The sequence below is a fragment of the Mesorhizobium shonense genome (assembly GCF_040545255.1).
In the GTDB taxonomy this organism is placed as follows: Bacteria; Pseudomonadota; Alphaproteobacteria; order Rhizobiales; family Rhizobiaceae; genus Mesorhizobium; species Mesorhizobium shonense.
Genome location: NZ_JBEPLM010000028.1, coordinates 24,954 through 39,714, shown reverse-complemented (window position 1 = coordinate 39,714; position 14,761 = coordinate 24,954). Strand labels below are relative to the sequence as shown.

The window sequence follows — 14,761 nt, the reverse complement described above, 5'->3', positions numbered from 1 at the left end:
CGCCGATCCACCTTCCCCCACAAGGGGGGAAGGGGAGGTCGCGTCGCTTCCCCACCCATGCTCTACTTCCTGGGAGACCTCACCATGATTCGCGCTCTGCTCGCCGCCCTTCTCCTCACCACCCCGGCCTTCGCAGCCGACATGTCGGTGTTCATCCGCAACCAGCGGCCGGACGGCGTGGCGCTGGAGCTATTCAGCCGCGACAGCGAAAAAGTCTGGCCGGGCGGCGACAAGGTCTTCCTCATCCGTCCGGGGGCGAAGAAGTCGGTGCCGATCTCCTGCGAGCCCGGCGAGCACATCTGCTGGGGCGCCTGGGTGAACGGCGACGATTCCATCACCGCCGGCGTCGGCCCCGACAACGACCACCCCTGCGACACCTGCTGCTTCATCTGCACCGACCATTCGACCGAGACGGTTGATCTGGCGGAGTAGCGGGGCCTCTTCCCCTTCTCCCCTTGTGGGGTGAGAAGCGCTCCGCGTCAGCGGACGAAAAGCCAATTGCTTGGCTTTTCGAGCTTCGAACGCCCTGAGCCTGCGAAGGGCCGGGTGGTGGCTCGGCGCGGAGCGCCGAGACGGATGAGGGGTGCGCGACGGAGCGCTGCGCTGGCTGTTGGAGCGATCACAAGGACCGGCTAGTCTTTCCCTATGCCGCATCAACCCGTAGCTCCAGCCAAACGAAACTTCGCGCGCACGATGCGCCGCGAAGCAACAGATGCGGAAAGCCGTTTATGGCAGGAACTGCGTGGCCGAAGGCTGGACGGGATAAAGTTTCGGCGGCAGGTGCCGATCGGCCGGTTCGTAGCGGATTTCGTGTGTGCCGAGGCTCGGCTGATCGTCGAAATTGATGGCAGCCAGCATGCGGAGTCCCGCCACGACCAAGAGCGCGATGCCGAATTGAAGGCCAGGGGCTTTCGCGTGCTCCGGTTCTGGAATGATGATGTCCTGAGAGATTTGAACGCCGTCTGCGACACGATCATCGCTTATGTGCGCGATGAAAGCTTGCAGCCTTGGCGGTGAGCCGGATCGGGCGTCTTTGCCAAGCTGGAACACCTCTCATCCGTCTCGGCGCTGCGCGCCGAGCCACCTTCTCCCACAGGGGGAGAAGGGGAGCTTGTGCTTGACGCCATCCGCACCACCACCCTAGCCTCGCCTTCAACCCCCAACAGGAGACCCCACCCATGGCAGGCACGGTCGAAGGCGAGAAGATCGACGTTTCCTTCAGCGGCAAGCGCTGCATCCATTCGCGCAACTGCGTGCTCGGCAACCCGCATGTCTTCGTGCCCAACGCCAAGGGCGAGTGGATCCATCCGGACGCGGCAAGCGTCGAGAAGGTGGTGGCGCTGGCGGAGAACTGCCCGTCGGGCGCGATCACCTACAGCAGAAAAGACGGCGGGCCGCAGGAAAAGCCGCCGGTGGTCAACACCGTGCGCGTGCGCGAAAACGGCCCGCTGGCGGTCCATGCCGAGATTGCGCTGGGCGACGAGACCTTCCATCGCGCCACGCTCTGCCGCTGCGGCCAGTCGCAGAACAAGCCCTTCTGCGACAACAGCCACATCAAGGCCGGCTTTTCCGCCACCGGCGAGCCGCCGCTGAAGGAAGCGCAGGTCCTCGAGGTGCGGGATGGCCCGCTCAACGTGACGCCCACCGTCAACGGCCCGCTGAAGCTCGAAGGCAATGCCGAGATCGTCACGGGCACCGGCCACACCATCGCCCGCACCACGAAGGTCTTCCTCTGCCGCTGCGGGCAGTCGGCCAACAAGCCGTTCTGCGATGGCAGCCATAAAAGGGTGGGGTTCGTGGCATGACAAGCGGTGCGCCGACGTTAGTTTAGGAGTAGCTACACAACCCATGGGAGGAAATCCACCATGCGTACCGTGCTCGTTCTTGCCTTGCTTGCCTTCGCCATGCCCGCCTTCGCCGCCAATCATGCGGTCCAGATCAAGGACATGAAATTCCATCCGGCCAAGATCAGTGTCGCCGTCGGCGACACCGTGACCTTCACCAACGCCGATTCCAAGACGCACACCGCCACGGCGGACGACGGTTCCTTCGATACCGGCCAGCTCGCCAAGGGCAAGAGAGCCAAGGTCAAAATATCGGCCGCCGGCGCGCACCCGTTCCATTGCGCGATCCACACCTCGATGACGGGCACTGTTACGGCGAAGTAGGAGAAGCCGACGGGGAGCTGCTAGTCTCCCGCCAAAGGTCGATCCGCAGGCAGAGAGGTTGGCGCGAGGCACCCCCCTCTGCCCTGCCGGGCATCTCCCCCTCAAGGGGGGAGATTGGCAGCTCGGGCGCCGGCGCTGTTTCTGCAACGTTGGCGACTGGCGAAAGCGTCCGCGACATCTGATCTCCCCCCTTGAGGGGGAGATGGCCGGCAGGCCAGAGGGGGGTGCTGTCCCGCCGACGTCTCAATAAATCCTCCATAGCGCCACGCTCCATCCTTGGCCCATCTCTCTCACCTTTATCCGTCAGCCCGTATCGGCTAAGGGCAGGGCACCAAACCTGTTGTCCGGACTTGCAGCCCAGAAATGATCGCCAAACCTCACCCTCTTTTCCTCGGCATCGATACCGGCGGCACCTATACCGATGCCGTGCTGTGGTCGGAGGAAGGAAATCCGAAAGGCAAGGTGCTGGCCAAGGCCAAGGCGCTGACCACCCGTCACGATCTCGCGGTCGGCATTTCCGGCGCGGTCGATGCGGTGCTGGAAAAGGCAGGCACCGATCCGGCCGCCATAAAACTGGTGTCGATGTCCACCACCTTGGCCACCAACGCGCTGGTCGAGGGCCAGGGCGGCCGCGTGGCGCTGGTCATGATCGGCTTTTCGGAGGCCGACCTGGCACGCGACGGGCTGAAGACGGCGCTCGGCACCGATCCGGTGGTGTTCTGCCCCGGCGGCCATGACGTGCACGGCAATGCCGCCAAGCTCGACCTTTCCGGCCTCGAGGCGGCGCTGCCGGAGCTTGGGCGGTCGGTGTCGGGCTTTGCCGTCTGCGCCTATTTCGCCACCCGCAATCCGGCGCATGAGCTCGCCGCCCGCGACCTGATCCGCGACAAGACCGGCCTTCCCGTCACCGCCAGCCATGAATTGTCCGCCAAGCTCGGCGGGCCGCGCCGCGCGCTGACCACGCTGCTCAACGCCCGGCTGATCTCGATGATCGACCGGCTGGTGGCGGCGACCGAAGGCTTTCTTGGTCATCGCGGCATCGCCGCGCCGCTGATGGTGGTGCGCGGCGACGGCGCGCTGGTGTCGGCGGCCTTCGCCCGCCAGCGGCCGATCGAGACCATTTTGTCGGGCCCGGCCGCCAGCCTGGTCGGCGCCCGCCACATGACCGGGCTCGACGACGCCATGGTGTCGGACATCGGCGGCACCACGACGGACGTCGCCGTGCTGGACCAGGGTCGGCCGCGCCTCGATCCGGAAGGCGCCACCGTCGGCGGCTTCCGCACCATGGTGGAAGCCGTCGCCATGCGCACCTTCGGCCTCGGCGGCGATTCCGAAGTGGCGCTGGAAGACGGCGCGCTTGTGCCAAAGATCCTGCTCGGACCGCGCCGCCTGGTGCCGCTGGCGCTCGCCGGCATGGCGCATGGCGAGGCGGTCACCGCCGAGCTGGAACGGCAGCTGCGGGCGCCGAACCCCGGCCGCATGGACGGCCGCTTTGCCGTACGCACCGGCGTGCCGGACCGCCTCGCCGCCGGCCTTACCGGGCCGGAGGCAAAGCTCTACGAGGCGATCGGCGCGGTGCCGCTGGCGCTCGACCGGCTGCTCACCTCCAATGCCCAGAACGCCACGCTCAACCGGCTGGTCGCGCGCGGGCTCGTGCACAATTGCGGCTTCACGCCGTCGGATGCCGCCCACGTGCTCGGCAAGCAGTCGAATTGGGACCCCGCCGCCGCGCGCCTCGGCGCCGAGCTGTTTTCCCGCCGCCGCGACGGCCGCGGCCAGACGATCGCGGCGACGCCCGAAGCGATCGCCGAGCGCGTGCTCATCACGCTGACCCGCTGGTCGGCCGAATACATCCTCGAAACCGCTTTCGCCGAGGACGGGCTCGACGGCGCCGCGACCGTCGCGCATGCGCTGGTGCAGCGCGCTGTCGACGCCCATCCCGGCATCGCTCGGCTCACCGTCGCGCTCGACCGCCCGGTGATCGGCCTCGGCGCCTCGGCGCCGCTGCACTATGCCGGCCTGCCCCCGCTGGTCGGCAATGGCTGCATCGTGCCGGAGGATACCGATGTCGCCAACGCGCTGGGTGCCGTCGTCGGCCAGGTGCGCGTCTCGGCCGAAGCCCGCGTCAGCCAGCCGAAGGAAGGGCTGTTCCGCCTCGCCTCGGGCCAAACCGTGCGCGATTTCACCGACGAGGCGGCGGCGATCGCGGCGGCGCAAGCCGATGTCCGCGCGATCGTCGCCGAACGGGCCAAGGACGCCGGCACCGACAGCGCCGAGATCGGCGTTTCCACCGAGTTCAAGGTCTCGACCATCGAGGGACAGCGTATGTTCATCGAGGCGCATGTGGTGGCGGTGGCCTCGGGGCGGCCAAGGATTGCGGTGTGAAGGCGCCTTCCCTTCTCCCCTTGTGGGAGAAGGTGTCGCCGAAGGCGACGGATGAGGGGTGTTCCAGGGAAAGCCGACGTCTCACTCCGCTGGAACACCCCTCATCCGTCTCGGCGCTTGCGCGCCGATCCACCTTCTCCCACAAGGGGAGAAGGGAGGGCCCCGCCGCCCTACTTAACCCTAAGCCGAATTGACCCTTGAACCCCGGCGTGCCAAAGGCCCGGCAAAGCCTTATATCTGGAGACGTGCTGATGACCGACCGCATCGAGATCGCCGGGTTGCAAATCGCCCGGGAGCTCCATGACTTCGTGGCCGAGGAGGCCACGCCCGGCACCGGCATCGATCCGGAAAAATTCTGGAGCGGCTTTTCGGCAATCGTCCACGACCTCGCGCCGAAGAACCGCGCGCTGCTCGCCAAACGCGATGCCATGCAGGTAAAGCTCGACGACTGGTACCGCGCCAACGGCGCGCCGGTTGACATGGAGCCCTACAAGGAGTTCCTCAAGGAGATCGGCTACCTCGTGCCGGAAGGCCCGGCCTTCAGCGTCAGCACGGAACATGTCGATCCCGAGATCGCCGTCGTCGCCGGGCCGCAGCTCGTCGTGCCGGTGATGAATGCGCGCTATGCGCTCAATGCCGCCAACGCCCGCTGGGGCTCGCTCTACGATGCGCTCTACGGCACCGACGCCATCCCCGAGACGGGAGGCACCGAGAAGGGCAAGGGTTTCAACCCCACGCGCGGCGCCAAGGTCATCGCCTGGGCCAGGGATTTCCTCGACCAGTCCGCGCCGCTCACCACCGGCAAATGGGCCGGCGTCAACGGGCTCTCGGTGGCGAACGGCGCGCTTAAAGCGGGCGAGGGCGCCGGCGCCACCACGCTCGCCGATCCCAGGCAGTTCATCGGCTATCGCGGCGATGCGGCCACGCCGGAAGCCGTGCTGCTGGTCAAGAACGGCCTGCATATCGAGATCGTCATCGACCGCGCCAACCCGATCGGCAAGACCGATCCGGCCGGCATCGCCGACGTTCTCCTCGAAGCGGCGCTGACCACCATCCAGGACTGCGAGGATTCGGTCGCCGCGGTGGACGCCGAGGACAAGGTCGTCGTCTACCGCAACTGGCTCGGCCTGATGAAGGGCGACCTGGCGGAAGAGATCACCAAGGCCGGCAAGACTTTTGTCCGCAAGCTCAATCTGGACCGTACCTACACCTCGCGCGGCGGCGGCACGCTCACGCTGCCCGGCCGCTCGCTGATGCTGGTGAGGAATGTCGGCCACCTGATGACCAACCCCGCGATAACCGACCGCGACGGCAACGAAGTGCCGGAAGGCATCATGGATGCGGCGCTCACCGCGCTGATCGCGCTGCACGATGTCGGCGAAAACGGCCGCCGCGCCAATTCCCGCGCCGGCTCGATGTATGTGGTGAAGCCCAAGATGCACGGGCCGGAAGAGGTCGCCTTCGCCGTCGAGATCTTCGACCGCGTCGAGGCCCTGCTCGGCATGCCCAAAAACACCATCAAGATGGGCATCATGGATGAGGAGCGGCGCACCACCGTCAACCTCAAGGAGGCGATCCGCGCCGCGAGAGAGCGCGTGGTGTTCATCAACACCGGCTTCCTCGACCGCACCGGCGACGAGATCCACACCTCGATGGAAGCCGGCCCGATGATCCGCAAGGGCGACATGAAGCAGGCCGCCTGGATCTCCGCCTACGAAGCCTGGAACGTCGACATAGGGCTCGAATGCGGGCTCGCCGGCCATGCCCAGATCGGCAAGGGCATGTGGGCGATGCCCGATTTGATGGCGGCGATGCTGGCTGAGAAGATCGCGCATCCCAAGGCCGGCGCCAACACCGCCTGGGTGCCGTCGCCGACGGCCGCGACGCTGCACGCCACCCACTATCACAAGGTCGACGTCAACGCCGTGCAGGCGGCGCTGAAGAGCCGGCCGAAGGCCAGGCTCGACGACATTCTGTCGGTGCCGGTGGCGGTGCGGCCGAACTGGACGCCGGACGAGATCCAGCGCGAGCTCGACAACAATGCGCAGGGCATCCTCGGCTATGTCGTGCGCTGGATCGACCAGGGCGTCGGCTGCTCGAAAGTGCCCGACATCAACGATGTCGGCCTGATGGAGGACCGCGCCACGCTGCGCATCTCCTCGCAGCACATCGCCAACTGGCTGCGCCACAAGGTGTGCTCGGAGATCCAGGTCAGGGACTCGCTGCAGCGCATGGCGGCGATCGTCGACCGCCAGAATGTCGGCGACCCGCTCTACCGCCCGATGGCGCCGGATTTCGACAAGTCGATCGCCTTCCAGGCCGCCTGCGACCTGGTGTTCAAGGGCACGAGCCAGCCCAACGGCTACACCGAGCCGGTGCTGCATGCGCGGCGGCTGGAGCTGAAGGCGAAGGACCGGTAGCCGCGGCGTTCACCTTTCCGTTGAGGGGAGGGTGGCCGCGAAGCGGGTTCACCGGTGAGAGACTCGACTTTTTCAGGCTTGTTTCGAAGGCGCCTGGTTGGGGTGGGAGTCGGCGCCGCGCAGGACCCCACGCGGCCGCTTCGCGGCCACCCTCTGCGACAAGCCGCATGACCAGCCATCATGGTCGCCCCTTTTTGCAGAACTTGACGCACACAACCGCGTGCCGCGCAGCCTGGGAGGCTTTCGGCCAGCGCCGGGCTGGCGAGCTAGCGAGCGCCGATCACACAAAAGAGATGCCGAGGTGAGCGGCAACCAGCCTTGAACGCCTTGACGATTCGTAATCTACCTACTAGTTGGAAGGTTTGTCAAACGAGAGATCCATCATGTCTGTACAAATGAACGATCAAAGCCGCGCCCCGCAATCAAATACCTGGCTCAAGAGCTACTATTATCTGCGGTTCGCCGTATCGGCGGCTTGGGTTGCTGTGGCTTTCACCATCGCGAAAAACAATCCACCGCTCGCCGCTGTCACGCTGATCGCCTACCCCGTGTGGGACGCGCTCGCGAACTATGTCGACGCGCAGCGCAGCGGCGGGCTCGGTCGCAATAAGTCGCAGCTGCTCAACGTCGTCGTCAGCATCGTCGCCACGATTGCTGTCGCCATCGCGCTTGGCCGCAGCATGAATGCGGTGCTCTCGGTCTATGGTGTCTGGGCCGTTGTCTCCGGCGCTTTTCAGCTGCTGACCGCGGTGCGTCGCTGGAAAATCAACGGCGCCCAGTGGGCGATGATCCTGAGCGGCGCCCAATCGGCGCTGGCCGGCCTCTTCTTCGTAAAGATGGCGACGGGTACGGAGGCTATTGGCATCGCCAACGTTGCGCCCTATGCCGCTTTCGGCGCCTTCTACTTCCTCGTGTCCGCCGTGTGGCTGTCGGTCGGCGGTGCCCTTCGCAAGTCGCCGCGGGCCGTGAGTTGAGGTTTTCTCCGCTGGACGTTAGGCATGTCTATGAACAAGCCCTCGAACACTGCCGATGACATCCTGGCCGCCGCGCGACGCTTCATCGTCGCCGGCGGCTACAACGGGTTCAGCTACGCCGATATCGCCGAGGTGATCGGCATCCGCAAAGCCAGCATCCACCACCATTTCCCCAGCAAGGTCGATCTGGTGCAGACCCTGGTCAGGCGCTACCTCGAGGATGCCGTCACGGGCATGGCGGAGCTTGAGCGCAATGTGCCTGAGTCGCCTGAGTTGCTTCGAACCTACGCCGGCTTCTGGGCTCGCTGCATTGAGGATGCGAGCCGGCCGTTCTGCGTCTGCGCCTTGCTCGCCAGCGAACTTCCGGCCCTTCCGCCCGAGGTTGCCGTGGAGGTCCGGGCGTATTTTCAATTTCTCTCGGGTTGGCTGACCGGTGTCATCGAGCGGGGCGTCGGGAAAGGCGCATTGACAATTTCCGCAACGCCGCGTGTCGAGGCGGAGGCCTTCATGGCGACCGTTCACGGAGCGATGCTTTCCGCGCGAGCCTATGGCGATACCGCGGCTTTCGCCACGATCATGGCGCCGACGTTGCAGAAGCTGATCCCTGGGATCCAATGAAGAGGAAAGCAAGAGCAAGCGGAGCCGCGTGAAGAAGCGGACCCGGTCCCCGCGCGGTTTCTTGTGACTACGCCGCCTGCGCCATGCGTTCCGCGCTCATCCGGTAGGAGATCGCTTCGGCGAGATGGATGCGGCCGACTGTTTCGCTGGCGTCGAGGTCGGCCAGCGTGCGCGCCACTTTCAAAACGCGATGATAGGCCCGCGCCGAAAAGGCGAGTTTTTCGCTGGCGTCCTTGAGCAGCGTCAGACCGGCGGCGTCGGGCTTGGCGATCTCCTCGACGACCGAAGGCGGGCAATGCGCGTTGGTGGTGGCGGAGGCGCCCAGCTTTTCCAGCCGCTCACGCTGGATGGCGCGGGCGCGGGCGACACGCTGCGCGACCGCGGCGCTCGTCTCGGCCTTGTCCGGCCGGATCAGGTCGCTCGCCGAGACCGCCGGCACTTCGATCCTGAGGTCGATGCGGTCGAGCAGCGGGCCGGAGATGCGCGCCTGGTATTCGGTGCGGCAGCGGTCGCCGCGCAGGCAGCGATAGCCGGGCTCGCCCGACATGCCGCAGCGGCACGGGTTCATCGCCGCCACCAGCTGGATGCGCGCCGGATAGGTGACACGATGGTTGGCGCGCGCGATCACGCAGTCGCCGGTCTCCAGCGGCTGGCGCAGCGCATCCAGCGTCTGCGGCGTGAATTCCGGCAACTCGTCGAGGAAGAGCACGCCGTGATGGGCAAGCGACACTTCGCCCGGCCGCACGCGCAAGCCGCCGCCCACCATCGCCGCCATCGAGGCCGAATGATGCGGGGCGCGGAACGGCCGCCGGTCGGTGAGCTTGCCTTCGCCGAGTTCGCCGGCAACGGAAGCGATCATCGAGACTTCCAGCAGCTCCTTCGGCGCCAGCGGCGGCAGGATCGAGGGCAGCCTTTGCGCCAGCATCGACTTGCCCGATCCGGGCGGTCCGACCATCAGCAGATTGTGCCCGCCGGCCGCCGCCACTTCGAGCGCCCGCTTGGCGCTTTCCTGGCCTTTGATGTCGGCGAGGTCCGGCAGGTCGCGCGCTGCAAGCTGGATGCCGGCCTCGGGGCGCGACAGCACCTGCGTTCCGCGAAAGTGGTTGGCGACGGCGATCAGGCTGCGCGGCGCCAGAATGTCGAAATCCTTGCCGGCCCAGGCCGCCTCCGGCCCGCAGGCAAACGGGCAGATCAGGCCCTTGCCCTCGGCATTGGCGCCGATCGCCGCCGGTAGCGCTCCGGCCACCGCCGCTATGGTGCCGTCGAGCGACAGTTCGCCGAGCACGACATAGCCGGCCAGCATGTCGCCCGGAATGGCGCCAAGTGCGGCCATCAGCCCAAGCGCGATCGGCAGGTCGTAGTGGCTGCCTTCCTTGGGCAGATCCGCCGGCGCCAGATTGACGGTGACTTTCTTCGACGGCATCGACAGGCCAGATGCATGAAGCGCGGCCTGCACGCGTTCGCGGCTTTCGGCCACCGCCTTGTCCGGCAGGCCGACGATCTGCATGCCGACCTTGCCCGGCGCGATCATCACCTGGACATCGACCGGCACCGCCTCGATGCCCTGGAAAGCCACCGTGCGAACTCGCGCCACCATGTTTCTCAAGCCCCCGGATGCCGGCCCACCCGCGGATTTGCGATCAGCCCGCGAGCAAGGTCAGGCCAGACAACCATAGATTTCGGATTTAGGCAAGAACATTACGGGAACAGACGCACGCCGTTTGGCGACGATCTTGGACCGCGATGATCACAGTGCCCCTGACGCGGTCAAGCAATCGGTGCCGCGCCGCGCCGCTCGAGCGCGGTCTTGCGGATGATTTCCGCGATCTCCGGGCTGCTGCTGCACAGCATCTGGAAATCCGCCGAGTGCAGCGACAGGAGTGAGACCGCCGTTGCGGCGCTGACGGTCGCCATACGCGGTTCGCCGCTGATCAGCGCCATCTCGCCGAAGAAGGCGCCGGGGGGCATTCGCTGAGACAGGAGTAGAGGTCTCGTTAGGGTGGGTGAGCGGACCTTCCATCGATCTGCTCTGTTTCCACACTGGTTGCTGGTTGACATACACGCGCTTTATGACTGCTGTTTAAAGCTCTGGTCGGGCCCGTTGCCCGAGCGGCTGGTTGTGCGGGAGGGACTCTATGGCCCAGCAGGAGCAGTGGCAGCTGGAAGGCAGCGCCGCGGAACTCTACGAGCGTTACTTGGTCCCGGCAATTACCGCCCTGTGGGCCGCCGACCTAGTGGATCGTGCTGCGCCTCAATCTGGTAAGCGGGTTCTGGACCTCGCCTGCGGCACCGGCGTGGTGGCACGCGTCGCGGCCGAGCGTATGGGAGGGGGGCAGGTCGTCGGCCTCGACATCAATACGGGCATGCTTGCCGTTGCTCGATCGCTCCCGACAGGCGCTGGACCGCGTATTGACTGGTGCGAGGGAAGCGCGCTCGAAATGCCGTTCACTGACTCCACCTTCGACCTGGTTCTTTGCCAGCTCGGACTGCAGTTTTTCCCGGACCGATCGGGTGCGCTACGTGAAATGTTCCGGGTGCTGGTGCCTAACGGCCGACTGGCCTTAAGCGTTTTCAGCGCTATTGACCACACTCCTGCGGCGAAGGCTCTGGCAGAAGCCTTGGACCGACATCTCGGTCCAGGCGCTTCGGCAACCAAACGGTCCGAGCATTCACTCGCCGATGCTGACGAGCTTTACCGACTGGTGGCTGGCGCGGGCTTTCGCCATGTGACCGTCCACACGATTACCCAGAACATCCGTTTCCCCTCGCCAAAGGAATACGTGCGACTACAGCTAGCAGCAACTCCCCAGGCTGGACTGGTGAGCGGAATGGATGCCGGACATCGCGATGCAGTAATCACAGCGATCACGGGTGATCTAAGTTCCTCGCTGGCAATCTATTCAAGTGGAGGGGAGTTGACGTTCCCCCAAGAGGCTCACGTCCTGGTCGCTCGCAGATAGCAGCTGTCGTTGCGGCGTGAGCATCGCTAGGACGCTCGGTTCCTCCCGACGGTCAGGATCCATCGATCGCACGCGATGCAATCGCTAAGCTGCGGGCGGCAAATCCCCGCGTCTCGATCGCCGTCATGAAGGCAAGCCACCCGCTGCGCCACAGTCCGCGACTGTTCGACATGTTTGTGGAAGGGTGGCGGCTGGCTGGCTTGCCCGAGGAATGAGCGGTTGCTCGGCTACGCCAAAGTGCCCCGCCCTTGAGGCGCGCAACCGGGCATCGAGCTTGGATCGACCATCCAAATGGCAGCTTTCCGTCCTGCTGACGTCCGGTCGAACTCGTCGTAGTCTATGACCGGTTCGGGTCAGGAGCGCTGGTTGCGCTCGACGTCGGGTTTCGGGAAGGAGAAACGGCCCAGGAAGGGCAGCAATGGGTGGGGGGAAAGGTGCCGTTGGCTCATCTGCCAGAACGAGCAGGTCACGCCAGCTCCCGACATTGCCGGCCAGCCTCGCAAGTGTCGTGATACGATCCGTTGACGACCCTAGTCGCCGCAGACTTCAGCGTCAAAAAACAAGCTTCGGAAGCTGACCTGCAGAACAACAATTCGGGAGTGCTACCGAGTGAAATTCATTCGCCACATTGGCTCCGGCCACATCGAAGCCGCCCAAGTTTCAAGACGTTGAGCACCGTTAGAACGCGCATCTGAAAGATCCTGTCGGTCTCGCCGCTGTGGTCGTCCAATGGCACGGATGAGACGACTACTGTTTGCCGCGGCGCCCGAGACGGCTCGCGATATGCGTGCGCCGCAGATGCTTTTTCCGTGCTATGATGGGCTTGCAATCTTGACCTTGGCAATATGGCAGAGGCCGAACGCTGTTTGCTCTGGCGCGGGAGTTTGCGCCCAGCACGGGTCCAACCCGAAATGTAGTGTTGCTGCCTTTTGCCGACTGAGCTTGGGCGAGGAGTTTGTCCATGTCCATGTGTAGTGTTGACCACCCACTGCAGCCGGGCGACCCAGCGCCCAATATAGTGCTCGATGCTATCTCGCGCGAAGGCAAGATTGCGCTCAATGATTTTCGAGGCCGTAACCCGTTGTTGATCGGTTTGTTTCGCGGTCTGCACTGTCCGTTCTGCCGCCGTCACATCGCGGCCATGGCGCAACTCAATCCGGCTCTGCGTGAGAAAGGCGTCGAATGCCTGGCAGTGGTCAATACGCCGGTCGAACGGGCACGGCTCTATTTCCGCTACCACCCGATGCCCCACCTTTTCGCCGCGTCCGACCCGGAGCGGGCCTCGCATCGTGCTTTCGGCTTGCGCGAGGTCGGGATGGACACGGTCACGGCGATACGGATTGACCTTCCGGGCGAGTTGCCGGAACCTATGGACGTGATGGCAATGACCGAGTTACTCAACAAGAAGGAAGGATATGAGATTACAGAAGCCGATCAGCAGATGATGGCTTCCGGCCAGGGGCAGCTTGTCGGTCAGTTCCTAATCGACCGGGAGGGCATCGTGCGCTGGAGCTTCACTGAAGTTCTGGAGGTTGGTCTCCAAACGTTCAGGGCGCCGAAACCCGAGGAACTGATATCTGTAGCGTCCCAAGTCGCACATTCGCTCGACGACCGCGCCCTGTAACGATTCTATGGGTTTGAGGCCATGATCAAGGTGCTCAAGCGCGGCGGCCCGGGTCTGCCCGTAAGCTTCGTAGCGATTCCATTGAACGGGCGGACGCTAGAGTGAGCCAGCCTCAGCGCATAGGCCAAGCGACGTCCCTCCGCAATCACGTGGCTTCCGACAGGCGCGCAGTACGGCGATTTTCCACCCGTTCAAGGCCTTCCGGCAGCGTGCTTGCAACGGCTGGATAGGGTCACTGTTACGCCTTGAGGCAGCACCCGGCGACGACCAGAGACGATGTGGGTTTCGGGCGGAAATTAATGTAGCAAACCATCAGCAGATTGTGCCCGTCGGCCGCCGCCGCTTCGAGTTTACGATCAGCCCGCGAGCAAGGTCAGGCCAGACAACCATAGATTTCGGATTTAGGCAAGAACATTACGGGAACAGACGCGCGCCGTCCGGCGACGATCTTGGACCGCGATGATCACAGTGCCCTTGACGCGGTCAAGCAATCGGTGCCGCGCCGCGCCGCTCGAGCGCGGTCTTGCGGATGATTTCCGCGATCTCCGGGCTGCTGCTGCACAGCATCTGGAAATCCGCCGAGTGCAGCGACAGGAGTGAGACCGCCGTTGCGGCGCTGACGGTTGCCATACGCGGTTCGCCGCTGATCAGCGCCATCTCGCCGAAGAAGGCGCCGGGGCCAAGCTCCACCGGGTTCGGCGTCGCGACGCTGACGCGCCCCTCCACGACGAAGAACATCTGGTCACCGGGCTCGCCAATGCGGCAGATCACGGCGCCCGCCGGCACCATGCGGGGTCTTAACGCGCGCACGATCTCGACCAGCACGGCCGGGCCGAGCTTCTGAAACAACGGCACGGCGGCGACCAATTGCCAATTGCGGACGAAATCCCCGCGCCGGACTTCTTGATAGAAGCCGGTGGCAAGAATGCCGGCCCAGAGCGCGAAGATGCCGATGCCGCTCATCATGACCGCCCCGGCAAGGACGCGGCCGGCGAAGCTCTGCGGAATCGCGTCGCCATAGCCTGTGGTGGACAGCGTGACCACCGCCCACCACATTGCCTGAGGGATGCTGCCGAACTTTTCCGGTTGGATGTCGCGCTCGATGACATAGCCCGCGAGCGCGACAGCGAACAGAACGACGCCGAAGAGCGTGGTGACGCCGATCAGGTTGCGCGCTTCGTTGGCCAGCACCCTGCCCAGCACCGGGAAGAAGGTCGAGTCGCGCAGCGGTTTCAGCAGCCAGACAGCACAGTAGAGGCTCCAGTCGGGCGTGCGGACGAGCAGAAATGCCGCGAGTGGAACCAAGACCGCGAGCACATCGATGGCGATTGCCGGCGTCCTGTGCCGTACGCCTCCCGCCCGCCGCTTGAGCAGCGTCGCGACCATTTGCAGGAGATAGGCGCCCCAAATGACAGCGAGCAGGGCAACAAGAGCCAGCCTGCTTGGTCCGGACATGTCCGGTATCGTGAGCGCAGCCACCGCCAGAAGCCCAGGCGCGGCCAGCACCGCGTTGGGCGGCGCGTAGATTCTCAGGAAAGGCAATACCGACATTCTATGCCCACGAGCGGCTACCACGCTCCAAAATAGAATGCCTTCAAGGCAAGCGCAAAGG

At 65.0% G+C, this 14,761-nt stretch carries 12 protein-coding genes and 1 pseudogene; 10 read left to right on the top strand and 3 right to left on the bottom strand.

All coding sequences use genetic code 11. The annotated features are described in order from the left end of the window. Positions 1 to 84 precede the first annotated feature (84 nt). The 8 genes from ABID26_RS35060 to ABID26_RS35025 all read left to right on the top strand — a co-directional run bounded on the left by ABID26_RS35060 (position 85) and on the right by ABID26_RS35025 (position 8,565). Positions 85 to 432 carry a hypothetical protein gene (locus ABID26_RS35060; protein WP_126096929.1) on the top strand — a complete coding sequence of 116 codons (348 nt, stop codon included), beginning with the start codon at positions 85 to 87 and terminating at the stop codon, positions 430 to 432. 213 nt (positions 433 to 645) lie between these two features. Continuing rightward, positions 646 to 1,017 carry an endonuclease domain-containing protein gene (locus tag ABID26_RS35055; protein WP_126096928.1) on the top strand — a complete coding sequence of 124 codons (372 nt, stop codon included), beginning with the start codon at positions 646 to 648 and terminating at the stop codon, positions 1,015 to 1,017. 161 nt (positions 1,018 to 1,178) lie between these two features. Further along, positions 1,179 to 1,805 (top strand): CDGSH iron-sulfur domain-containing protein, encoded by a 627-nt coding sequence (locus tag ABID26_RS35050; protein ID WP_126096927.1) that lies wholly within the window; start codon positions 1,179 to 1,181, stop codon positions 1,803 to 1,805. A gap of 60 nt (positions 1,806 to 1,865) precedes the next feature. Next, positions 1,866 to 2,168, top strand: coding sequence for a cupredoxin domain-containing protein (locus ABID26_RS35045; protein WP_126096926.1), 303 nt, complete (start codon positions 1,866 to 1,868; stop codon positions 2,166 to 2,168). 363 nt (positions 2,169 to 2,531) lie between these two features. After that, positions 2,532 to 4,553 carry a hydantoinase/oxoprolinase family protein gene (locus ABID26_RS35040; protein ID WP_292374948.1) on the top strand — a complete coding sequence of 674 codons (2,022 nt, stop codon included), beginning with the start codon at positions 2,532 to 2,534 and terminating at the stop codon, positions 4,551 to 4,553. Positions 4,554 to 4,804: 251 nt separating this feature from the next. Beyond that, the gene (locus ABID26_RS35035) at positions 4,805 to 6,973 is read left to right on the top strand and encodes a malate synthase G (protein ID WP_126096925.1); all 2,169 of its coding nucleotides are present in this window, start codon (positions 4,805 to 4,807) and stop codon (positions 6,971 to 6,973) included. Positions 6,974 to 7,356: 383 nt separating this feature from the next. After that, a complete protein-coding gene (locus ABID26_RS35030; RefSeq protein ID WP_126102473.1) occupies positions 7,357 to 7,947 on the top strand; it encodes a DUF308 domain-containing protein in 591 nt (196 codons plus the stop codon). A 30-nt stretch (positions 7,948 to 7,977) separates the two neighbouring features. After that, positions 7,978 to 8,565, top strand: coding sequence for a TetR/AcrR family transcriptional regulator (locus ABID26_RS35025; protein ID WP_126096924.1), 588 nt, complete (start codon positions 7,978 to 7,980; stop codon positions 8,563 to 8,565). A 67-nt stretch (positions 8,566 to 8,632) separates the two neighbouring features. Here ABID26_RS35025 and ABID26_RS35020 read toward each other — a convergent pair whose 3' ends face one another. Together ABID26_RS35020 and ABID26_RS35015 are read right to left on the bottom strand one after the other, a co-directional pair. Further along, positions 8,633 to 10,162, bottom strand: coding sequence for a YifB family Mg chelatase-like AAA ATPase (locus ABID26_RS35020; protein WP_126096923.1), 1,530 nt, complete (start codon positions 10,160 to 10,162; stop codon positions 8,633 to 8,635). A gap of 170 nt (positions 10,163 to 10,332) precedes the next feature. Then, positions 10,333 to 10,527 (bottom strand): annotated as a pseudogene (locus tag ABID26_RS35015) (cyclic nucleotide-binding domain-containing protein); the annotation flags it as partial. Between the two features lie 173 nt (positions 10,528 to 10,700). Between ABID26_RS35015 and ABID26_RS35010 the strand changes: the two are divergent. Together ABID26_RS35010 and ABID26_RS35005 are read left to right on the top strand one after the other, a co-directional pair. Beyond that, complete coding sequence (locus ABID26_RS35010) at positions 10,701 to 11,525, top strand: class I SAM-dependent methyltransferase (protein ID WP_126096922.1); 825 nt, start codon at positions 10,701 to 10,703, stop codon at positions 11,523 to 11,525. A gap of 961 nt (positions 11,526 to 12,486) precedes the next feature. Continuing rightward, on the top strand, positions 12,487 to 13,149 hold the full coding sequence (locus tag ABID26_RS35005) for a peroxiredoxin-like family protein (RefSeq protein WP_354418072.1): 663 nt from the start codon (positions 12,487 to 12,489) through the stop codon (positions 13,147 to 13,149). Between the two features lie 483 nt (positions 13,150 to 13,632). Here the strand turns inward: ABID26_RS35005 and ABID26_RS35000 are convergent, their stop codons facing one another. Then, the gene (locus tag ABID26_RS35000) at positions 13,633 to 14,700 is read right to left on the bottom strand and encodes a cyclic nucleotide-gated potassium channel (protein ID WP_126096920.1); all 1,068 of its coding nucleotides are present in this window, start codon (positions 14,698 to 14,700) and stop codon (positions 13,633 to 13,635) included. Positions 14,701 to 14,761: the final 61 nt, after the last annotated feature.